Genomic DNA, 20,248 nt, shown 5'->3' with positions numbered 1-20,248 from the left:
CGGCGATGAACGCAGAGCCCGCGTTTTTGCTGCACCGCAAGGCCTATCGGGAAACCAGTGCGCTGGTGGACCTTTTGACCCTCAACCATGGCCGCATTCGCGCCGTTGCCCACGGCGGGCAGCGGCCGGGGTCCAAGTCGCGCCAGCGCCTGCAGCCGTTCACGCCCCTGTTTATCAGCTGGCGCGGCGAGCGTGAATTAAAGCGTCTGACGCTCATGGAGTCGCGGGGTCAGACCGCCCTGCTGGCCGGCGAGGGGCTTTTATGCGGGCTCTATGCCAACGAAATCGCCACCCGGCTGCTGCCGCTTGAGTTACCTGCCGCCGATGTATTTGCCTTCTATACGGCGCTTCTTGAAGCGCTGCCGGCGCCTTCGGCGCGTGCGCTTGCCCTGCGCCGCTATGAGTGGGCGCTGCTTGAGGCGCTGGACGCCACGCCGCGTTTCTGCACGCCGGATGATCAGCGGCTGGACCCGCAGGCCCGCTATCGGTTTGACGCGCAAAGCCGCGCCTTTCTACCCTCTCCCCAAGGGCTTGAAGGGCGTATGCTGCGCTATATCGAGCAGGGCGACTGGGAGCACGCTGGCCTGGCCAACGGTTTGAAAACCGTCATGCGCGCAGCCCTTGCGCCACACCTGGGCACTACTGCGCTGCGCTCTCGTGAGCTCATGCTGGAACTGGCCCGTCGGCGCCAGCCATAGGCCTTGGTTCTTTTTTTGATCACTGTTTACGCTTACGACTTTTTTCTGGATGGGAGACCGCTATGCATCCTCCACGCATTCTACTCGGCGTCAATATCGACCACGTGGCTACCTTGCGCCAGGCGCGCGGTACCCGCTATCCAGACCCGGTGCAGGCCGCGCTCGTTGCCGAAGAGGCGGGTGCCGACGGCATCACCGTCCATCTGCGTGAAGACCGTCGCCATATCCAGCCGCGCGACGTGCGCATCCTTTCGGACATGCTCAATACCCGCATGAACCTTGAAATGGCGGTTACCGAGGAGATGCTGGCACTGGCCGAAGAGATTCGACCGGCCCACGTCTGCCTGGTGCCCGAAAAACGCGAGGAGTTGACCACCGAGGGCGGGCTGGATGTCGTTGGCGGCTTTGACGAGATCGCCAGCGCTTGCGAGCGGCTTAAGAACGCCGGCTGCGACGTCTCGCTGTTCATCGATCCGGATGACGCCCAGATCGACGCGGCCAAGCGCGCCGGCGCCCCGACCATCGAGCTGCATACCGGGGCTTACGCCGAAGCGCGGCCGGGTAGTGATGCGGCCAACGCCGAGTATGAGCGCCTGACGACGGCGGCCACCCAGGCGGTGTCGCTGGGCCTGGTGGTCAATGCCGGCCATGGGCTGCACTACCACAACGTGGAAGCCATCGCCGCGCTACCCGGCATCAATGAGCTGAACATCGGTCATGCGATCATCGCCCGCGCGCTGTTTGTCGGCCTGAAGGAAGCGGTGAAGGAAATGAAGCGGTTGATCATTGCCGGCCAGGAGGCGGGCCTGATGGCGGCGCTGGATGCCCACGATCATGAGCACGACCATGATCATGATCACCACGAATGCTGCGGCCACTGAACGATGATTGTGGGTATCGGCTCGGATATTGCTCGGGTGGCACGCTTTACCCGAGCGATTGAGCGACACGGGCCGCGCTTTGCCAAACGCATTCTCGGAGCAAACGAGTACGCCATCTGGCAGAACAAGGGCGAACCGGTGGCCTACCTTGCCAAGCGGTTTGCCGCCAAGGAGGCGTTCGTCAAAGCGCTGGGGCTTGGCCTGCGCGGCGGCATGCAGTGGGGCGATATCCAGGTACTCAACGATGACCTGGGAAAACCCCGGCTTCAGTTAAGCCGCGCCGCCGAGCAGCTCATGCAGGCCTCTGGCGCAACGGCCAGCCACATTACGCTAAGTGATGAGGCTGAGTACGCCGTCGCCTTCGTGATTCTCGAGCGCGCAGGCTAACGCATTTCCTCCAGTGCTGCTTCTACTCGGCGGCGCTCGGCGCTCAGGCGCTCCATGGCGCTATAAAGTTCGTCGAGCAACGCATCGGCATGATTCAAACCGCTGGTGCGCAGCCGGGTTTCCAAGGCTTCTACCAGCAGGGCAAGCTCCGGCGCGCCGCAGTAACGGCTTGCACCATTCAACCCGTGCACCTCATCCAGTAGCGCGTCGAGATCCTTCAGCGCATAAGCATCGGCAACCTTGTGCCGGGTATCTTCCAGGCTGTCGATCAGGCGCAGCAACTGCTCCAGGGCAATGCGCTCCTTGCCGCCTGCCAGCCGGGTACCCAGCGCCAGGTCGATAGTGGGCAGGGTTTCAGCAGCGGGCAGGGTGGCAAGCGGAGCCGCGCTCAGAGCAGGCGTGGCTGCCGGTCGTGCGGCTGGGTTGGCCGCCACGCCCAGAAAACGCTGCAGCAGCTGCTGCAACTGGGTTTCGTCAATGGGTTTGATCAGCACATCATCCAGGCCTGCTGCCAGCCACTGCTGACGCTCGCTGCTCAGGGCATGGGCGGTGACCGCGACGATCGGGCAGCGCGACCAGCGGCTGTTGATACGCCGCAGTGCCTGACTGGTCTGCACGCCGTCCATATCCGGCATGCGGATATCCATCAGCACTATATCCGCCGTATGATCCAGCGCGTAGGCCAGCGCCTCCTGGCCGCTGCCTGCCAGGGTGATGCGCAGCTGCTCGGTTTCCAGCATGGCCTTCAAGAGCTCGCGGTTGGAGGCGTTGTCATCGACGATCAGAATGTCGATGACCGATGTTGCAGGAGTGCTTGGCAGTGCAGGCTCCGCTTTGGCCAAGGCCTTTTGCGTGGGCTGGAACAGATGGCGCAGCGCGGTGGCCAACTGAGCCCGGGTGAAAGGCTTGCACAGCATCTCGCCCCCGTGGGGCAGCGTCCAGGGCGGTAGTTCGAAACTTGCCACGTTTGCCAGTATCAGCACCGGGCAGTTGGCCTGCTCGATAAGGCGCTGCCAGTAGGCTCTCTGCTCCTCGCCAAGCTCCTGCTGTTCAAGGCCCAGTATCAGCAGCTCCTGCTGACCGCTGGCATTGAATCCGACGGGCGTCGCGCCCCAGCGCTCCAGCAGGTATTCAAGCGCGTGCCGGGTAGGCACGTGCTGCTCGTAAAGTCGCACCATCGGGCTGTCCAGGCGCAGTTCCGGTGGCCGCTCGCCGCCTTGGCTTGCCAATAGCGGTAGCGTAAACGAGAACGTCGACCCCGCACCCAGCTCGCTTTCAACCTCTATTTCACCGCCCATTCGCTCGATCAGCTGGCGGCAGATGGTCAGCCCCAGCCCACTGCCCCCGAACTGGCGCGAATGACTGGGCTCGGCCTGGGCGAAGGCGCTGAACAGTTTTTTCTGATGCTCATCGCTCAGGCCAATGCCCGTATCGCTTACGCTGGTGCGCAGCACAACGTGCTGACCCTCCTGGGTATCCAGCATTACCCGCACGATGACTTCACCTGTCTGGGTAAATTTCAGCGCATTGCCGACCAGGTTGCTGAGCACCTGATGAATACGCAGCGGGTCGCCGGTCAGCGGCGTGGGCACGTCATCATAAACCATGGCCACCAGATGCAGGCGTTTGCGCTGAGCCTCCGGGGCGTGCAGACCAATCACTTCATCCAGCAGCGAGACGATGTCGATATCCACCTCTTCAAGCGTCAGGCGATTGGCCTCGAGCTTGGAGAAATCGAGCACGTCATTGACCAGCATCAGCAGGTTGTCGCAGGCGCGGTGAACGTGCTCCAGCCACTCCTGCTGGCGGGCATCCAGAGTCGAACGGCCCAGGAGGCGGCAAAATCCGATAATGCCATTGAGCGGAGTGCGAATCTCGTGACTCATGTTGGCCAGGAACTCGGATTTGACGGCGTTGGCCCTAAGCGCGCTGCGGTGGGCGAGGTCCAGCTTGATATTCTGCTCCTCGATGGTCTCCATGGACTCCTGCAGTTCGCTGGTGGCCTGCTCGATCTGGTTCTGCATGTCGCGCTGGGCCTGCTGAAAGTGCTCCGCCAGACTGTTGACATGAATGGCCAATTGGCGAAGCTCCGCCGGCCGCGCCGGGGTCAGGTGCAGACGATAGTCGCCGCGGGAGAGCCGGTACAGCGCCTGATTGGCATCTTCAATGGGCCGTGAGATATAGCGGCTGACCGCGAAGGCGCCGAGAAACAGCAGCAGCCCGAGCAGCATGCCGCCAAGGCTTAAGCTTGCCAGCAGCTTGTAGCGCTCAAGCGCCATCTGGCGGGTATCCACCTCGGCTTCCAGCCAGCCGCTGCCGGTGGTTTCAAGCAGTGCGCCATTGAGCGGCACCAGCAGGCGCCACAGGTTTTCCTCTTCGACCACGCGGGTCGTGGCCGGAGGCGCCATGCGTGGTGACGCCGGTACGGTACGCCCCAGCGCCAGCAAACGGTTGCCTTGTTCGTCGAAGAGGCTGACCGCATTCAGCCCATGATGATCGAGCAGCTTTCGGGCCAGCCTTTCCAGACGTTCCGGGTTGGCATCGGTCATGGCGATCTGAAGGCTTGGCGCCAGCAACTGGCCAGCGTCCTCTAGGCGCTCTTTCAGAGCATCCCGCTCGGCTGCATTGCTTTGCACCATCAGCAAAATGGCCATCATGGCGTACACCAGAAGCGGGAAACCGAGTAGCGCAAATAGCAGGCGCGTGTTTAAAGACATGAAAGAAGCTCGCTGATTCAATGAGGTTGCCTGTCAAGCACGGGGCAGCACCGATATAATGCAGCATAACGGTTATGATAAGGAACGGACCATGAATTATCCCGTATTAGAGGATGTGGTAGGCAACACGCCGCTGGTGCGCCTGAAGCGTATTACCGCCGGGCGCAACAACACGCTGCTGGCAAAGCTTGAAGGCAACAATCCGGCGGGCTCGGTTAAGGACCGCCCGGCGCTCTCCATGCTGAGCGAAGCCGAAGCGCGCGGCGAAATTGCCCCCGGCGATACGCTGATCGAGGCCACTTCGGGCAATACCGGCATTGCCCTTGCCATGGCAGCCGCCATCAAGGGTTACAAGATGGTGCTGGTGATGCCGGAAAATGCCTCTGAAGAGCGCAAGCAGGCCATGGCGGCCTACGGCGCCCGGCTGATTCCTGCCAGCAAGGCCGGGGGTATGGAAGAGGCCCGCGACATTGCCGATGCCATGATCGCCCGGGGCGAAGGCAAGCCCTTGAACCAGTTTGCCAACCCGGACAACCCGCTGGCGCACTACCGCACTACCGGACCTGAGGTGTGGCGCCAGACCAACGGCGAAGTAACCCACTTTGTCAGCTCGATGGGCACTACCGGCACCATCATGGGCGTTTCCCGCTACCTCAAGGAGCAGAACGCCGCCATTCAGATCGTTGGCCTGCAGCCCGCCGATGGCGCCAGCATCCCGGGTATTCGCCGTTGGCCCCAGGAGTATCTGCCGGCCATCTTTGAAGCACCCCGCGTGGATGTCACGCTGGATATCGGCCAGCAGGAAGCCGAGGAGAACATGCGCCGCCTGGCTCGTGAAGAGGGCATCCTGGCCGGTGTATCCTCGGGCGGAAGCCTTGCGGGGGCGCTGCGTATTGCCAAGCAGGTCGAAAACGCGGTGATCGTGTTTATCGTCTGCGACCGAGGCGATCGTTATCTTTCCACTGGTCTGTTCGCCCCGGAGTTATAGATGGCCATGCTGGGTAAGCGGCGCCCTGCGCGCGCTGCATCCAACAAGTCCGGACTTGCCCGCAAGCCGGCAGCCAAGCCTGCACCAGTCACTGAAAGCGGCGACGCGCTGGTGGTCGAGCGGCTGGCCCACGATGGCCGTGGAGTCGCCCACGACGCGGCGGGCAAGACGGTGTTTATCGACCGCGCGCTTGCCGGGGAGCGCGTCGAGGCTGCCGTGCATGTCAACCGCAAGCGTTTCGATGAAGCGCATGTCAAGGCGTTGCTGAGCCGGTCGGAGCAGCGCGTGGAGCCGCCCTGTGTCTATTTTGGTCAGTGCGGTGGTTGCCAGCTGCAGCATCTGGCCATTGGCGCACAGCGCGCTCACAAGCAGGAAGTGCTGCGCGAGCTGTTTGCACGCCAGGGGATAGACCTTTCAGACATCGGCCTGCTGACCGGCAGCAGTGAGCACTATCGCCGCCGGGCGCGCCTGGGTGTCAAGGTTGATGGGCAGGGCAATGTGCTGCTCGGCTTTCGCGCCGCTCACAGCCACCGGCTCGTGGATATTGCGCAGTGCCACGTGCTGGTCGAGCCTCTGCAGGCGCTGATGCCGCCCCTGCGCAAGCTGATGGCAAGCCTTGAGGCGCCCAGACTTGTCGGCCATATTGAGCTATTGGCCACTGACGTTGAACGCGTCGTGCTGGTACGCCAGCTCAAGGAGCACGCCGGCGACGCGCAGCGTTGGCAGGCGTTTGCCGAGCAGCACTCGGTGGCGCTGGGCGCCTGGGTCGGGCGTGAAGCCGCCGAGTTTGGTTGGCAGGGCACGCCGCCTGCGCTTGAAGAGACGCTGCACATCCCAGGCCAGACGCCCTTGGTGTTGAGTTTCGCTCCCGGTGATTTCTTGCAGGTTAACGCTGAGGTCAATCAGCAGATGGTGGCGCGGGTCGTCGAGTGGCTGGCGCCCAAGGCGGGTCAGCGCATCATGGACCTCTATGCCGGCATGGGCAATTTCAGCCTGCCGCTTGCCGCCAGTGGCGCCCGGGTACACGCCGCCGAGGGAAGTGCTGCCATGGTGTCCCGCATAGCGGACAACGCTGCCCGGAACGGAGTAGAGGTCACTGCCCAGCAGGCCGACTTGAGCGCCGCTGAAACGGTCAAGGCGCTGCTGAAAGCTCAGGCCGGGCTGGACGCGCTGGTGCTCGACCCGCCCAGAAACGGGGCGGAAGCGGTGTGCCAGGCGTTGGGTCGGCATAAGGTGCCAAGGGTTGCCTACGTATCCTGCGATCCGGCAACGCTTGCCCGCGATGCGGCACACCTGGTGCACGCCGGATACCGTATCAAGCAAGTGGCGGTGGCCGATATGTTCCTGCACACTGCCCATATGGAAACGCTGATGCTGTTCGAGTACGAGGGCTAGCCTGCCCATCGCATCAAGCCACGGTGTTGGCCGTCAAGAGCCACCACCTTGAAGGGATGAGTCATAGTCATGGTGAAAGTGCGTGAAGACCAACCGCTGATGGACGGCGGCGAGATAGACATACAACAATGGTTAACGCGCCTGCAAGAAGATGTGCGTCTGCGTGACCCCGAGCGTCTTATTGAGGCCTGCGAGCTTGCCAGAAGGCTGGAGCTCGAGGCGCCCCGAACCCATCGCGTCTGGCTGTCGCCAGGTTCAAGCTTTCGTATGGGGCTTGAAATGGCGGATATTCTGGCCGATCTGAAGCTGGATCAACCCACCCTGGAAGCGGCGGTGCTTTACCGCGCCGTGCGCGAAGAGCTGCTCAGCCTTGAAGCCGTGGGCAAGCGCTTTGGTGATGAAGTCGCCAATTTGATCGATGGCGTTCTGCAGATGGCCGCGATCAGCTATCCGCTGGCGCCCAATCACGGCATGGGCCAGCACAACCAGCAGGAAAACCTGCGCAAGATGCTGGTCAACATGGTCGGCGACGTTCGCGTGGCGCTGATCAAGATCGCCGAGCGCACCTGCGCACTGCGCCAGGTGAAAGATGCACCGCTGGAAAAATGCCATCAGGTCGCCCGGGAAGTGGCCGATATCTACGCGCCACTTGCCCACCGCCTGGGAATCGGCCAGATCAAGTGGGAGCTCGAGGATCTGTCGTTTCGCTATCTCCATGAAGACGAGTACAAGGCGATCGCCAGGCTGCTGGCGGAAAAGCGTCTGGACCGCGAACGCTACATCCATGATGTGGTAGAAACGCTCAAGACGCTGATGGAAGCCCAGCACATTACCCAGCACGACGTGAGCGGTCGGGCAAAGCACATCTACTCGATCTGGCGCAAGATGAAGCGCAAGGGCATCGACTTCTCTGACGTTCACGACGTGCGTGCGGTGCGTATCCTGGTGCCGGAAGTCACCGACTGCTACACCGTTCTGGGTATCGTGCACTCCCGTTGGCACCACGTGCCCGACGAGTTTGACGACTATATCGCCAATCCCAAGAAAAACGGCTATCAGTCGCTGCACACAGCGGTAGTCGGGCCCGAGAACAAGGTGCTCGAAATCCAGATTCGCACCTTTGCCATGCATGACGATGCCGAGCTTGGCGTCTGCGCGCACTGGCGTTACAAGGGGCACGATACCAACGCCAAGAGCCGCAGCTACGAAGAGAAGATTGCCTGGCTCAGGCAAGTGCTCGAGTGGCAGGACGAAGTGGGAGGCTTTGGCGATTTGCGCGAAGGCCTTTCAAGCGATGTGGCGCCGGATCGCAACTACGTGTTTACCCCGGACGGGCACGTCATCGACCTGCCGCGGGTCGCTACGCCGATTGATTTTGCCTACCGCGTGCATACCGAAATTGGCCACCTCTGCCGGGGGGCCAAGATCGACGGGCGCATCGTACCGCTGACCTATCAGCTCAAAACCGGCCAGCAGGTAGAGATTCTCACTGCCACCAAGGGCGGCCCCAGCCGTGACTGGCTGAACCCAAGCCTTGGCTATGTGCGCACGTCGCGTGCGCGCGCCAAGATTCAGGCGTGGTTCAAGCACCAGGCGCGGGACCAGAACCTGGAAGAGGGCCGAGCGCTTTTCGAGCGCGAAATGCGCAGGCTCGATGTCGATGGCCTGGATCTGCCCAAGCTCGCCGCCGCGGTCAATTACCAGAACGCCGACGACATGTACGCGGCCATCGGTGCAGGCGATCTGCGTATCGGCCAGGTGCTTCACCAGGCGCAGCAGCTGTTCGGGGAAACCGATGATCAGGAGCAGCTGGACCGGCTGCTGGCCAAGCCCCGGCGGCTGCCCAGCAAGACGCCCAAAAGCGATATTACCGTGCTTGGCGTGGGTAACCTGAAAACCAGCATGGCCAACTGCTGCCGCCCGGTGCCCGGCGAGCCGATTGTCGGTTTCATCACCCAGGGGCGCGGCGTGACCGTGCACCGTCAGGACTGCAGCAATATTCTGCAGCTGCGCATGGAAGAGCCACAGCGGATCATCGAAGTGGAGTGGGGCGAGCGCGCGCATACGCGCTACCCGGTAACCATCGAGATTCAGGCCTGGGACCGCTCGGGACTTCTGCGCGATGTCACGGGGCTTTTAGGCAATGAAAAGGTGAACGTGCTTGCGGTGAACACCCTGACCGATACCAGTGAAAGCATTGCCCGGCTGCGCATCACCCTTGAGGTCGACGGCCTTGAATCACTGGGGCGGCTCTTCTCGCGTATTCAGCAGCTGCCCAACGTGACCGAAGTGCGCCGCCTGCGTAACACGGACCCTGAAAAAGATACCGGCCGCGGAGGCGCCTGATGCGTTATCAGTTGGACGACTTGTTGACCTTGATGCAAGTGCTGCGCGACCCCGAGCAGGGCTGCCCGTGGGATATTCAGCAGGGCTGGGACACCATCGTGCCGCACACCCTGGAAGAGGCCTACGAGGTTGCCGATGCCATCGAGCGGCGCGCCTATGACGAGCTACCCGGTGAGCTTGGCGATCTGCTTTTTCAGGTGGTGTATTACGCCCAGTTCGGCGCAGAAGAAGCGCGGTTTGATTTTCACGACATCGTGCATACGCTGACGGCCAAGATGCTGCGCCGTCATCCGCACGTATTTCCAGACGGCACGCTTGAGTCTCGCCGCCCCCCTGGGGTTAGCGCTGAAGCTCTGCAGACCCGCCAGGTGAATAGCCGCTGGGAAGCGCTCAAGGCCGATGAGCGCGCCGAACGTGCCGCCGATGCCCCCTCGGTGCTGGATGACGTGCCCGTTAATCTCCCGGCGCTCAGCCGGGCCGCCAAGCTTTCCAAACGTGCGGCGCGGGTAGGTTTTGACTGGCCCGACGCTGGAGGCGTTGTCGCCAAGATTCGTGAAGAGCTGGATGAGGTGGAGCAGGCGCTGGCCGCCGGCGATACGCGTCATGCCCAGGAAGAAGTGGGCGATCTGCTGTTTGCCGTCACCAATCTGGCCCGCACACTGGGTGCCGACCCGGAACAGTGCCTGCGCGGCACCAACGCCAAGTTCGAGCGGCGGTTTCGCTACGTGGAGCAGGCGCTGAGTGCTGCCGAGCGGACACCGGGTGATGCCACGCTCGAGGAGATGGAATTCCACTGGCAGACAGCCAAACTTCAAGAATAAGATAGTCTATACATCAACTTAATAATGAGCGACCCCGCCAGGAGGCCTTGCCAATGAGTCACGACCTACACGAATCGCTGCGCGATAATGTCCGTATTCTGGGCGATAGCCTGGGCCGCACCATTGCGGACGATCTGGGCCAGGCATTTGTCGACAAGATCGAGACGATTCGGGCGCACGCCAAGCGGGGCCGCCAGGGAGATTCACTGCAGCAGCGCGAGCTGATCGAGTACCTGCGCAAGCTACCCGAGCGCGACCTGCTGCCGGTTACCCGCGCCTTCAACCAGTTTCTCAACCTTGCCAATATTGCCGAGCAGCACTACCGGGCGCGCTTTCGCCGGGTTGAAGATTACAAGCCGGGTTCGCAGCCGGCGCTGGGAGAACTTCTTGAGCGCGCTCAGCAGGCGGGCAATTCGCCGCGCAAGCTGGTCGAAACACTTTCGAAGATGCGCGTTGAACTCGTGCTGACCGCGCACCCCACGGAAGTCATCCGCCGTACGCTGATTCAGAAATACGACGCCATCGACGAGTGCCTGACCGCCATTGAAGGCGCCGGCGACTACCCCGAGCGGGGCGCGCGCGCCCAGGGCCGGCTCGAGGAGCTGATCAGCCAGGCCTGGCATACCGACGAAATCCGCCATGAGCGGCCAACGCCGGTGGATGAAGCCAAGTGGGGCTTTGCGGTAATTGAAAACTCGCTATGGCAAGCCGTGCCCGACTTCCATCGCGACCTGGACAACCTGCTGCTGGAAACCGCCGGTGAGCGCCTGCCCCTGGACGCGGCGCCGATTCGTTACGCTTCCTGGATGGGCGGCGACCGCGATGGTAACCCCAACGTCACCGCCAAGGTGACCGAAGAGGTGCTGCTTCTGGGCCGCTGGATGGCGGCGGACCTGTACCTGCGCGATCTCGAACAGCTCAAGACCGAGCTCTCCATGTGGAAGGCCAACAGCGCACTGAAAGCTGAGGTAGGCGACGTGGCCGAACCCTACCGCGAGCTGCTCAAGCGCCTGCTGGTCAAGGTAGAGGCGACCCGCGACTGGGCCAAGGCGGCACTCGAAGGGCGCACTTTCGATGGCGGGCCGATTGTCGAAACCCGCGATCAGCTCTATGCGCCGCTGCTGGCCTGCTACCGCTCCTTGTGCGATGTGGGGCTGGATACCATCGCCAACGGCTCGCTGCTGGACACCCTGCGCCGGGTAGCGGTATTCGGCGTCACTCTGACCAAGCTTGACCTGCGTCAGGAAGCCAGCCGCCATGCTCAGGTGATCGAAGAGCTGACCGAGGCGCTGGGCATCGGCCATTATCAGGAGTGGGATGAAGCCAAGCGCCAGGCGTTTCTGCTTGAGGAGCTTGCCTCGCATCGGCCCCTGATCCCGCGCCGCTGGGAGTGCTCCGCTGAATCCCGCGAGGTGCTGGATACCTTCAAGGTGATTGCCCAGGAGCACGCGGAGGCGCTGGGCACTTATATCATCTCCATGGCCGGCGAGCCTTCGGATGTATTGACCGTGGCGCTGCTGATGAAAGAGGTGGGTGGTCAGGCCACGCTGCCCATCGCCCCGCTGTTTGAAACGCTCAACGATCTGGATCACGCCGGCAGCGTTATCGAGCAGCTTCTTTCACTGCCGGGTTACCGGGCGCTGATTCATGATCGTCAGGAAGTCATGATCGGCTACTCGGATTCCGCCAAGGATGCCGGCCAGCTGGCCGCCGCCTGGGCGCAGTACCGCGCCCAGGAAGCGCTGGTAGACGTATGCGAGCGCCATGGTGTCGATCTGACCCTGTTCCACGGCCGAGGTGGCACCGTGGGCCGTGGCGGCGGCCCGGCCCACGCCGCGATTCTTTCCCAGCCGCCGGGTTCGGTGAATGGCAGCCTGCGAGTAACCGAGCAGGGCGAAATGATTCGCTTCAAGTTCGGCCAGCCGGATATCGCGCTGCGCTCCATGGAGATCTACGCCTGCGCCGTGCTGGAGGCCACGCTTCTACCACCGCCTGCACCGCAACCCCGCTGGCGCGAGGAGATGGATAATCTCGCCAGCATTGCTCACGCGGGCTATGTTGGCGTGGTGCGCGAAAATCCTGATTTCGTACCCTATTTCCGCGCGGTCACGCCTGAAGGGGCGCTTGGGCGGCTGCCTCTGGGCTCACGGCCTGCCAAGCGGCGCCAGGATGGCGGAGTGGAAACGCTGCGCGCCATTCCCTGGATCTTCGCCTGGACGCAGATTCGCCTGATGCTGCCCGCCTGGCTCGGCAGCGGGGAAGCCTTTGTCCGGCGCCTGGAAGCGCCCGGCGGCCTGGAAGTGCTTCAGGAAATGCGCAACCGCTGGCCGTTCTTCGGCACTTACCTGGACATGCTCGAGATGCTGCTGGCCAAGGCGGATACTGCCATTGCCGCCTACTACGAGCACCGCTTGGTGGACGAGCCCTCGCTCAAGGCGCTGGGTAAGGAGCTGCGTGAGCGCTTTGCACGCCTGGAAAACGTGCTTCTGGATATTCTTCAGCAGGAGAAGCTTCTGGAGAACACGCCGCTGATTCGCCAGGCCATCGACGTGCGCAACCCCTACATCGACCCGCTGCACGGATTGCAGGCCGAGCTTCTGCAGCGTAACCGCGATGCCGACGGGGCGATCAGTGCCGATCTTTCTCGCGCACTCATGGTCACCATGGCGGGGATCGCGGCCGGGCTGCGCAACACCGGCTAAGCGAACATCGCGGGAGAAAGAGGCCGCCCGGAAAGTGGGCGGCCTCTTTTGACGCTGTCTTTACCCACTTTCAGCCTTACGGCGAGTTATGTCATTACGAAAATCGACCCGAATCAACAAGTACATCAGTGAAAGCGGCCTCTGCTCGCGCCGCGAGGCGGACCGTTTTGTCGAGCAGGGCAACGTCTGGATCAACGGACGCCGGGCGACCACCGGCGATCAGGTAGTTGCCGGTGATCGGGTAAAGGTGAACGGTCAGGAGATCGAACCTCAGGAGGAGGAGGATCTGGTCCTGATTGCGCTCAACAAGCCGGTCGGGATCGTGAGCACCACTGAGTCCAGCGAAAAGGACAACATTGTCGAGTTCGTGAAGCACGGCGCGCGTATTTTCCCTATCGGAAGACTGGACAAGGACTCCCAGGGGCTGATCTTTTTGACCAACAACGGTGATCTGGTCAACAAGATTCTGCGCGCCAACAATAATCACGAAAAAGAGTATCAGGTGACGGTGAACAAGCCGATCACCGATGAATTCGTAGACGGCATGCAAAAGGGCGTGCCGATTCTTGGTCAGGTCACCAAGAAGTGCAAGGTAGAGAAGGCCTCTACCTTTGCGTTCACGATTACCCTGGTGCAGGGCCTGAATCGCCAGATTCGCCGCATGTGCGAATACTTCGGCTATGAGGTCACTCAACTGGTGCGCACCCGCATCATGAACGTGAGTCTCAAAGGCTTGGCGCTGGGCGATTGGCGAGATCTGACGCCTAAAGAGATCGATACCATCGTGGCACTGACCGAAAGCTCCGAGGCCGCCCCGACGCCCCAGAAGTCAGCCAAACCGAAGACCAGGGCACGCGCGCAGAGTAGTCCGAACCCGCGCAAGCCAAAACCGGCGGCTGGCAAGCCTGGCGGCGCGGGCAAGCCGGCCAGTGGTAGAACGGCTAACGGCAAGGCGGCTAATGGAAAAACGTGCTCAAGCGTCAAGGGCAAGCCCGCCTCGGCGGGTAAGGCGCACCCCAAGGCCAAGGCAGGCGGTAAGCCAGCGGCCCAAGGCAAGCGTGCGGGCAAGCCCGGCGGCAAGGGCAAACCCGCTACACGTAGTGGCCACCCCAGGGCCAAACCAAAACGCTAGGCTTTCCATGGCCTTAGCAGGAAGGCGCGGGTTTTTCGAGCGTTAACTAAATTATACTTTATAATCAGAATGTTGCGATAAGGTAAAGTTGTCTGAATTAGCTTGCCCAATTTGCCTGGGGCCAACTAAGGTATTGATACTTGTCTATCAATGGAGGACCTTGAGATGGCACAACGTGAGCTTCAAGATGCCACTATCTATACCCAGGATGGGAGTACGTTAGGTACGGTTTCAGATGCAAGTGCTGAAACCAAAGTTGAGTTACTCAAGGCAGACGGCAGCCGCATCTGGCTGGAAAGGTACGATCTCAAGGAGGTCGATGGCAAGTGGCAGGTCGCCGACGGTTATACGGTTTATTCGGCGGATCGCGTCAACGGCGAGTATACAGAGAGCGATGTCGATGAGATGGTCGATGATACTTTCCCGGCCAGTGACCCGCCCTCGTTTACATTAGGCGATGAGGGCAAGGGCCGTTGAAGCCGCTAGCAGCCTGAACGTATCGTGAAACAGACTTGCTGAATGCTGGCTACCGCTCAAGGCGGTAGCCAGCATTTTTTTGGCTTGTAGAGCACAATTTCTCAGGCGGCGAGCAGGAAGTTGGCAATCAGCTCCTTGCCGCCTTCGGTGGCAAAGGATTCTGGATGAAACTGGATGCCGTGAATCGGGTAGTCACGATGCTTGACGCCCATCAGCTCGAACTCGCCGCTGCTCTCCCAGTGGCTGCGCTGCTCGAAGTCATCGGCCTTCAAGCTGCCCACGGTAGCCGTGACCTGAAGGCACTCCGGCAGCGAATGGGCGTGGGCAATCAGCGAGTGGTAGCGCATCACTTCAAGCTGGTCCGGCACGCCCTTGAAAACCGACTGCCGGGCATGGTTTACCGGGCTGATCTTGCCGTGCATGGGTAAAGGCGCCTTGACGACCTGACCGCCAAACACATGAACGATGCCCTGCATGCCCAGGCAAACGCCCAGCAGTGGCGTGGTCTTGCCAAGCTCCTTGATCACTTCGGCGCATACGCCAAAATAGCGCGGGTCATCCGGCGACCCCGGGCCAGGGGAGATGATGATACGGTCCGGCGCCATGGCCACGATATCGGCAAAGGCGATCTGGTCGTTGCGTTTGACCAGAATCTCGAAAGCCCCCAGCGCGCCTCGATTCTTCTCGGTGGTCAGAATCTCGCCGATGAACTGGTAAAGGTTGTAGGTAAACGAATCGTAGTTATCGATGATCAACACTTTCATGCCAGGCTCTCCGAATCCATGAAGGGGGCCAGCGCCTTGCGCGTGCCGGCGAACTTGCGCCGGATCTCTTCGTACTCATCCTCGGCGTTACTGTCGAACACATTGCCGCCGCAGGTCTGCACGTAGGCGCGCTTGCCGTTGACGAACACCGTGCGAATGGGGATGGCAAAGGTGCAGTCACCGTTGAACGAGAACTGACCCACAGCGCCGCCATAAGGGCCTCGGCCATCGGTTTCCAGGTCGTCGATGATCTTCATCGCCTCGATCTTGGGCGCACCGGTCAGTGTGCCGGCCGGGAAGTTGCTGGCAAGTGCGGTGAACATGTCCTCGCCCTCGGCGATGATGCCGACAATCTCGCTGGAAATATGCTGCACATGGCTGAAGCGCTTGATATCCATGAGGCTGCGTACCTTCACCGTGCCGAACTGGGCAACCCGGCCGATATCGTTACGGTGCAGGTCCACGATCATGTTGTGCTCGGCAATCTCCTTGGGGTCGTTCAAGAGCTTGCGGGCGAGCTGGGTATCTTCCGTGGCATCCCGGCCGCGGGTGGTGGTGCCTGCCAGCGGGAAGGTTTCCATCTCGCCCTGGCGCAGGCGGAACAGCAGCTCGGGGCTTGCGCCTATCAGCTTCTGCTCGCCAAACTTCATGAAGTACATCTGCGGCGAGGGATTGATGGTGCGTAGCTGATCGTAAAGGGCCACGGTGTCGCCCTCGATACGAAAGCGCTTCTTGAACCCCACCTCGCACTGGAACACCTTGCCGTCGATGATATGCTGCTTGACCCTGGCTACGGCGTCGGCATGTTCGGCCTGGCTCATGGTGTCGCCGAGTGCGGTGATTTTCAGCGCGCCGTTAGGCGCATCTTCGGCATCGATCAACGACTGCAGAAACTCGAAGCGGCTGTGATCGTAGTGGAAGTAGGTCACCTCGCCGGTCATCTTGTCGAGAATCAGGCCATCCTTGTAGAGCCCGAAGCGAAAGGTGTCGAAGTCATCGCTGGCCTTGAGTGAAAGCGTGGGCTCGAAATACTGCATGGCGTCGTAGCCAAGGTAGCCGCTCAACCCCCCGGCATATTTGCGCGAAATGATGTTCTGCGGGATCAGGCTGCGCAGCAGTTCATAGGGGTTTTCACTTGGGTAGTGCTCGGCATTGCCTTCCCGGTCTTCAATGCTCAATGTCTGCCCGTTGGCGTAAATCGTGTATTGCGGGTCGAAGCCGATAATCGAGTGGCGGGCCATGTGGCTGTCTTCGCCCAGCGACTCCAGCATGTAGCAGGTATCGAACTGCTTCTCGATTTTTCGGAACAGTGCAAAGAAGTCGCAGTCGGCGGCCAGCGTCACGTAGTGGGGTTTGCGCGGCAGCGTGAACGGGCGTGGGCCGGTACCTGATGCGGGCGTTGCGTGAGTCGTCATGATTCAGCGGTCCAGTGTCGAGTGGGAAGTGCCTAGCGCGCGGGAGCCACGGGATACGGTGGCAATGCCAACGCCCAGCATCTGGGCAATCTGGCGATGAGGTACGCCGTCACGCAGCAGATTGAAGATTTGCAGCCGTTTGCTGATCTCCTGGTACTCCGCCGGGGTCAGCAGGCGCTCAAGCGCTTCGTTCATGGCCTCGGGGCTATCCACGTTCAAGAGATAATCGATCAAGGCATCCCGGTAGCCATTCGATAATGCGAGGTCTTGTGAAGACGAGGCTGGCAAAGGCATAGGCGTACCCATCTGTGTTTGTGTGTACTAGCGTACTAGTACAATATCTAGATTGACAGGGAAGTCAAGCAAAGGGTTATTCACGCGGATTAATCGATTACTATAGCGCTACGTTGATCCAAGGAGCGCTGCATGACGGCCTATTTCATTCAAGCATTCATCTACCTTGTGGCGGCCGTCATTGCGGTGCCGCTGGCCAAGCGCTTCGGGCTGGGGTCGGTGCTGGGGTATCTGGTGGCAGGCGTTGCCATCGGTCCGGTATTTGGTTTGGTAGGGCAGGAGACCAACACCATTCAGCACTTTGCCGAGTTCGGCGTGGTCATGATGCTGTTTCTGGTGGGTATGGAGCTTGACCCCAAGAGCCTCTGGGCAATGCGGGTACGCCTGATAGGGCTGGGCGGCCTGCAGGTGGTGATTACCGCCGCGGCGGGCTTCGCCATTGCGCTCTGGCTCGGTCTGGTGTGGCAGACCGCGCTGGCGGTCGGGCTGATCTTTGCGCTCTCGTCAACGGCCATCGTGCTGCAAACCCTTAACGAGAAGGGGCTTGCCAAGACCGAAGGCGGGCGCAGCGCGTTTTCTGTACTGCTGTTTCAGGACATAGCCGTCATTCCAATGCTGGCGCTGATTCCGCTGCTGGCGCTGCCTGAGCTGATGGGTGCAGCAGGCGGGGGGGATGACCACAGCGGCTTCAACCTGGTCGCACACCTGCCCGGGTGGGCGCATGCGCTGGTGGTCATCGCTGCCATCGCCGCCGTGATCGCCGGTGGCTACTATCTTGGCCCGCCGCTTTTTCGCTACGTGGCAGGCGCCGGGCTTCGTGAAGTGTTTACCGCTACCGCGCTGATGGTGGTGATCGGCATTGCCGCGCTGATGAGTCTGGTCAATCTGTCGCCCGCCCTCGGGGCGTTTCTGGCCGGGGTGGTGCTTGCCAACAGTGAGTTCAAGCACGAGCTGGAAGCCAATATCGAACCCTTCAAGGGGCTACTGCTCGGGCTTTTCTTCATTACCGTGGGCGCGGGTATCAACTTTGACGTATTCGCCGCCGAGTGGGCTACCGTGATTGGCCTGGCCCTGGGCGTTATCGTCATCAAGGCTGTGGTGCTGCTGGCCTTGGCCTTGCTGTTCAAAATCAAGGGAAGCAACTTCTGGCTGTTTGCACTGAGCCTTGCCCAGGCGGGCGAGTTCGGCTTTGTACTGCTCACCTACAGCGTACAGAACAGCGTCATTCCGGCGGATACCGCACAGATACTCTCGCTCGTCGTGGCGCTTTCCATGTTCCTGACGCCGCTTCTGTTCATCGCCTACGACCGCCTGGTGCTGCCGCGCTATCAAAGCGGCAAGGATGAGCGCGACGCTGACGCCATCGAAGAGCAGGCGCCGGTCATCGTGGCCGGGGTAGGGCGCTTTGGCCAGATTATCTGCCGCCTGCTGCGGGCCAACAACATGCCCATGGTCGTGCTCGATCTCGAGCTCGAGCAGATCGAAAACTCCCGCCGAATCCATATCAAGAGCTACTTTGGCGATGCCAGCCGCGCGGATCTGCTGGAGCGGGCGGGAATCGAAAATGCGCGCCTGCTGGTGGTCGCCATCGACGACCGCGAGCGCGCCGTGCAGATGGTCCGTCACGTCAAGCACTACTTTCCCAACGTGTGGGTGCTGGCGCGCGCCTTCGACCGCGGCCACGGCTACCAGCTGCGCGAAGCCGGCGCCGACGATGTGGTCAGTGAAACCTATCACTCGGCGCTGGAACTTGGCGGCCACGCATTGACCGCCATGGGCGTACACCCCATGCGCGCCAAGCAGATGACCTGGTCATTCATGCAGAACGAACAGGCCCATGAGGACGAACTGTTTGATGCCTGGAAGGAGATAGAAGGCGGCATCAGCTTCAGCCCGCGCTACGGAGAGCTGTTCATGAAGCTCGAGGAGTCGTTGAATATTGCCATGCGCCAGGAGTGGCACGAACCCAAGCGTGAAGATGTGCCAGTGTGGACGGCGCCGGCAGAAGACCCGCGCTGAGTTTAATTGACCAGTGGCGCCCCAGCGCTAGTGTTTGCTGCTGGGCGGGCGGACCATGGCGCCATAGGCGAAGTGGTAGACCGCACCGTTGCCTAGGGTGAGTTCATTCAGGCGGCCGACCTCGTCATAAGCGGTGGTCTGATGGCTGCCGCCGGCCTCCATACGTTTCACCGGGCGGCCGTGAGTATCAAAGAAGGGCTGCTGGCGGAAGCCTTGCGGGCCTTCCAGCTCGACTAGTCGCCCTTGGGTATCTAAATGGTGCTGCCAATGGGAGCCGCCCGTCAATTGCGTGGCGAATCGCCGCCCATCTCGTTGCGCTGGAGAACAGTTGATCTGAGCGGTAACTTGGCCCAGGGCGTTTCACTCGCTCTGGGAGAAGCACCGCATCGGTGACCGTGGTAGGGCGGTCGGGCAGGGCCTCCTGCTCATAGGCGAAGCGGGTAGTGCCTTCAACAGCGGCGGCGAGAGGATTGCCGTGCTCGTTGCACTCAATACATTAGTTTTGATTCTATGGCTTTTTGGTATAAAGAGTGGATTTGATAACCACACACCAATATGTTTGATCCCTCGAAATAATGCCTCGGATCATCATAAAATATTCCAGAACCGAATACTTGGTAGTAGGTTAAAATGTGGATTTTACTTTCTTTTAATTCCAAGGAAAAAGCAGGCAAGCCCCAAAATAATACAAAGAAAGCGCTAAAGAAATATTCTACTGCAGCACCTTTAGCTCCCTAAATATTTGAAGTAGGGCTAGTTCCTGTCAAAGCACTGACAATAAAGTCTAACATAGCCTCCTGCACAGCTGGGCTAGCCATCCCTACAGACGAGTCGCTCCTAATGATACAGTTGCAACGCTAAATAAAGCTTTTAAGCTGATTTGATTAGAGCCAGCAGCATCGAAGTACACAGTACATCCGTGACGAAGGCGCTGAGCGCCTGACCGTTTTCGATCCCATCAAGGCGCAGCATGGGCACAAAACTGCCCGGTTCGTAGACGACCGTGGTGCGCTGACTATCGCTTTCCTCCCGCACGATGCGATCGCCGTACAAACCGTAGTGGGTAGTGGCGGTGCGCGTGAGGCTTACCAGGCGGTTGGCACCATCGTAGCCCATGGTCAGGCGCTCGCCGTTGGGCTGTTGCCGTTCGATCATATTGCCTGCGCCATCGTAGCGGTAGCGGGTGCCGTTGAGCTGGCCGAGGCGGTTGTC

17 protein-coding genes are annotated in these 20,248 nt (G+C 61.0%); 11 read left to right on the top strand and 6 right to left on the bottom strand.

The window, feature by feature from the left end; translation table 11 throughout:
- The first annotated feature begins 5 nt into the window (after positions 1-5).
- From recO to acpS, 3 genes are all read left to right on the top strand, one after another.
- Positions 6-698, top strand: a complete 693-nt coding sequence (gene recO / locus B0H98_RS00085; RefSeq protein ID WP_106373037.1) for a DNA repair protein RecO — start codon at positions 6-8, stop codon at positions 696-698.
- A 62-nt stretch (positions 699-760) separates the two neighbouring features.
- The gene (gene pdxJ, locus B0H98_RS00080; protein WP_106373036.1) at positions 761-1,579 is read left to right on the top strand and encodes a pyridoxine 5'-phosphate synthase; all 819 of its coding nucleotides are present in this window, start codon (positions 761-763) and stop codon (positions 1,577-1,579) included.
- Between the two features lie 3 nt (positions 1,580-1,582).
- Positions 1,583-1,966: a holo-ACP synthase gene (acpS, locus tag B0H98_RS00075; RefSeq protein ID WP_106373035.1), complete on the top strand. Its 384-nt coding sequence runs from the start codon at positions 1,583-1,585 to the stop codon at positions 1,964-1,966.
- Here the strand turns inward: acpS and B0H98_RS00070 are convergent.
- Positions 1,963-4,683, bottom strand: a complete 2,721-nt coding sequence (locus B0H98_RS00070) for an ATP-binding protein (RefSeq protein WP_106373034.1) — start codon at positions 4,681-4,683, stop codon at positions 1,963-1,965. The two genes, acpS and B0H98_RS00070, sit on opposite strands and share 4 nt — an antisense overlap.
- 91 nt (positions 4,684-4,774) lie before the next feature.
- Between B0H98_RS00070 and cysM the strand changes: the two genes are divergently transcribed.
- The 7 genes from cysM to B0H98_RS00035 all read left to right on the top strand — a co-directional run bounded on the left by cysM (position 4,775) and on the right by B0H98_RS00035 (position 14,544).
- Positions 4,775-5,671 carry a cysteine synthase CysM gene (cysM, locus tag B0H98_RS00065; protein ID WP_106373033.1) on the top strand — a complete coding sequence of 299 codons (897 nt, stop codon included), beginning with the start codon at positions 4,775-4,777 and terminating at the stop codon, positions 5,669-5,671.
- Positions 5,672-7,066 (top strand): class I SAM-dependent RNA methyltransferase family protein, encoded by a 1,395-nt coding sequence (locus B0H98_RS00060; protein WP_106373032.1) that lies wholly within the window; start codon positions 5,672-5,674, stop codon positions 7,064-7,066.
- Positions 7,067-7,135: 69 nt separating this feature from the next.
- Positions 7,136-9,412, top strand: coding sequence for a GTP diphosphokinase (gene relA, locus B0H98_RS00055; protein WP_106373031.1), 2,277 nt, complete (start codon positions 7,136-7,138; stop codon positions 9,410-9,412).
- A complete protein-coding gene (mazG, locus tag B0H98_RS00050) occupies positions 9,412-10,233 on the top strand; it encodes a nucleoside triphosphate pyrophosphohydrolase (RefSeq protein WP_106373030.1) in 822 nt (273 codons plus the stop codon). Before relA ends, mazG begins: the two co-directional genes overlap by 1 nt.
- Before the next feature lie 53 nt (positions 10,234-10,286).
- Positions 10,287-12,935 carry a phosphoenolpyruvate carboxylase gene (gene ppc, locus B0H98_RS00045; RefSeq protein ID WP_106373029.1) on the top strand — a complete coding sequence of 883 codons (2,649 nt, stop codon included), beginning with the start codon at positions 10,287-10,289 and terminating at the stop codon, positions 12,933-12,935.
- 88 nt (positions 12,936-13,023) lie between these two features.
- Positions 13,024-14,067: a 23S rRNA pseudouridine(2604) synthase RluF gene (gene rluF / locus B0H98_RS00040; RefSeq protein WP_106373028.1), complete on the top strand. Its 1,044-nt coding sequence runs from the start codon at positions 13,024-13,026 to the stop codon at positions 14,065-14,067.
- A 165-nt stretch (positions 14,068-14,232) separates the two neighbouring features.
- Positions 14,233-14,544, top strand: coding sequence for a hypothetical protein (locus B0H98_RS00035; protein WP_106373027.1), 312 nt, complete (start codon positions 14,233-14,235; stop codon positions 14,542-14,544).
- Positions 14,545-14,645: 101 nt separating this feature from the next.
- Here B0H98_RS00035 and B0H98_RS00030 read toward each other — a convergent pair whose 3' ends face one another.
- The 3 genes from B0H98_RS00030 to B0H98_RS00020 are packed head-to-tail and all read right to left on the bottom strand — an operon-like array spanning position 14,646 to position 17,017.
- Complete coding sequence (locus B0H98_RS00030) at positions 14,646-15,308, bottom strand: anthranilate synthase component II (RefSeq protein ID WP_106373026.1); 663 nt, start codon at positions 15,306-15,308, stop codon at positions 14,646-14,648.
- Entirely contained in the window at positions 15,305-16,723 is a 1,419-nt protein-coding gene (locus tag B0H98_RS00025) for an anthranilate synthase component I family protein (RefSeq protein WP_106373025.1), read from the bottom strand. Before B0H98_RS00025 ends, B0H98_RS00030 begins: the two co-directional genes overlap by 4 nt.
- 3 nt (positions 16,724-16,726) lie before the next feature.
- Positions 16,727-17,017, bottom strand: coding sequence for a Trp family transcriptional regulator (locus B0H98_RS00020; RefSeq protein ID WP_106373024.1), 291 nt, complete (start codon positions 17,015-17,017; stop codon positions 16,727-16,729).
- 132 nt (positions 17,018-17,149) lie between these two features.
- On the opposite strand from B0H98_RS00020, the gene B0H98_RS00015 reads away from it, so the two are divergent.
- Positions 17,150-19,036, top strand: coding sequence for a monovalent cation:proton antiporter-2 (CPA2) family protein (locus B0H98_RS00015; protein WP_106373023.1), 1,887 nt, complete (start codon positions 17,150-17,152; stop codon positions 19,034-19,036).
- A 27-nt stretch (positions 19,037-19,063) separates the two neighbouring features.
- Here B0H98_RS00015 and B0H98_RS00010 read toward each other — a convergent pair whose 3' ends face one another.
- Together B0H98_RS00010 and B0H98_RS00005 are read right to left on the bottom strand one after the other, a co-directional pair.
- Positions 19,064-19,321 (bottom strand): RHS repeat domain-containing protein, encoded by a 258-nt coding sequence (locus tag B0H98_RS00010; RefSeq protein WP_106373022.1) that lies wholly within the window; start codon positions 19,319-19,321, stop codon positions 19,064-19,066.
- A gap of 585 nt (positions 19,322-19,906) precedes the next feature.
- A partial coding sequence (locus B0H98_RS00005) for an RHS repeat domain-containing protein (RefSeq protein WP_146130220.1) occupies positions 19,907-20,248 on the bottom strand: 342 nt, incomplete at its 5' end.

The organism is Vreelandella songnenensis, from assembly GCF_003002925.1.
Taxonomy (GTDB): Bacteria; Pseudomonadota; Gammaproteobacteria; order Pseudomonadales; family Halomonadaceae; genus Vreelandella; species Vreelandella songnenensis.
Note: the sequence above shows the minus strand (reverse complement) of the source record. Positions and strands in the feature narration are given on the sequence as shown.

What these genes read in the sequence shown, in the direction of transcription:
- recO (WP_106373037.1), top strand. Translation starts at nt 6, where the DNA reads ATGAACGCAGAGCCCGCGTTTTTGCTGCACCGCAAGGCCTATCGGGAA.
- pdxJ (WP_106373036.1), top strand. Translation starts at nt 761, where the DNA reads ATGCATCCTCCACGCATTCTACTCGGCGTCAATATCGACCACGTGGCT.
- acpS (WP_106373035.1), top strand. Translation starts at nt 1,583, where the DNA reads ATGATTGTGGGTATCGGCTCGGATATTGCTCGGGTGGCACGCTTTACC.
- B0H98_RS00070 (WP_106373034.1), bottom strand. Translation starts at nt 4,683, where the DNA reads ATGTCTTTAAACACGCGCCTGCTATTTGCGCTACTCGGTTTCCCGCTT.
- cysM (WP_106373033.1), top strand. Translation starts at nt 4,775, where the DNA reads ATGAATTATCCCGTATTAGAGGATGTGGTAGGCAACACGCCGCTGGTG.
- B0H98_RS00060 (WP_106373032.1), top strand. Translation starts at nt 5,672, where the DNA reads ATGGCCATGCTGGGTAAGCGGCGCCCTGCGCGCGCTGCATCCAACAAG.
- relA (WP_106373031.1), top strand. Translation starts at nt 7,136, where the DNA reads ATGGTGAAAGTGCGTGAAGACCAACCGCTGATGGACGGCGGCGAGATA.
- mazG (WP_106373030.1), top strand. Translation starts at nt 9,412, where the DNA reads ATGCGTTATCAGTTGGACGACTTGTTGACCTTGATGCAAGTGCTGCGC.
- ppc (WP_106373029.1), top strand. Translation starts at nt 10,287, where the DNA reads ATGAGTCACGACCTACACGAATCGCTGCGCGATAATGTCCGTATTCTG.
- rluF (WP_106373028.1), top strand. Translation starts at nt 13,024, where the DNA reads ATGTCATTACGAAAATCGACCCGAATCAACAAGTACATCAGTGAAAGC.
- B0H98_RS00035 (WP_106373027.1), top strand. Translation starts at nt 14,233, where the DNA reads ATGGCACAACGTGAGCTTCAAGATGCCACTATCTATACCCAGGATGGG.
- B0H98_RS00030 (WP_106373026.1), bottom strand. Translation starts at nt 15,308, where the DNA reads ATGAAAGTGTTGATCATCGATAACTACGATTCGTTTACCTACAACCTT.
- B0H98_RS00025 (WP_106373025.1), bottom strand. Translation starts at nt 16,723, where the DNA reads ATGACGACTCACGCAACGCCCGCATCAGGTACCGGCCCACGCCCGTTC.
- B0H98_RS00020 (WP_106373024.1), bottom strand. Translation starts at nt 17,017, where the DNA reads ATGCCTTTGCCAGCCTCGTCTTCACAAGACCTCGCATTATCGAATGGC.
- B0H98_RS00015 (WP_106373023.1), top strand. Translation starts at nt 17,150, where the DNA reads ATGACGGCCTATTTCATTCAAGCATTCATCTACCTTGTGGCGGCCGTC.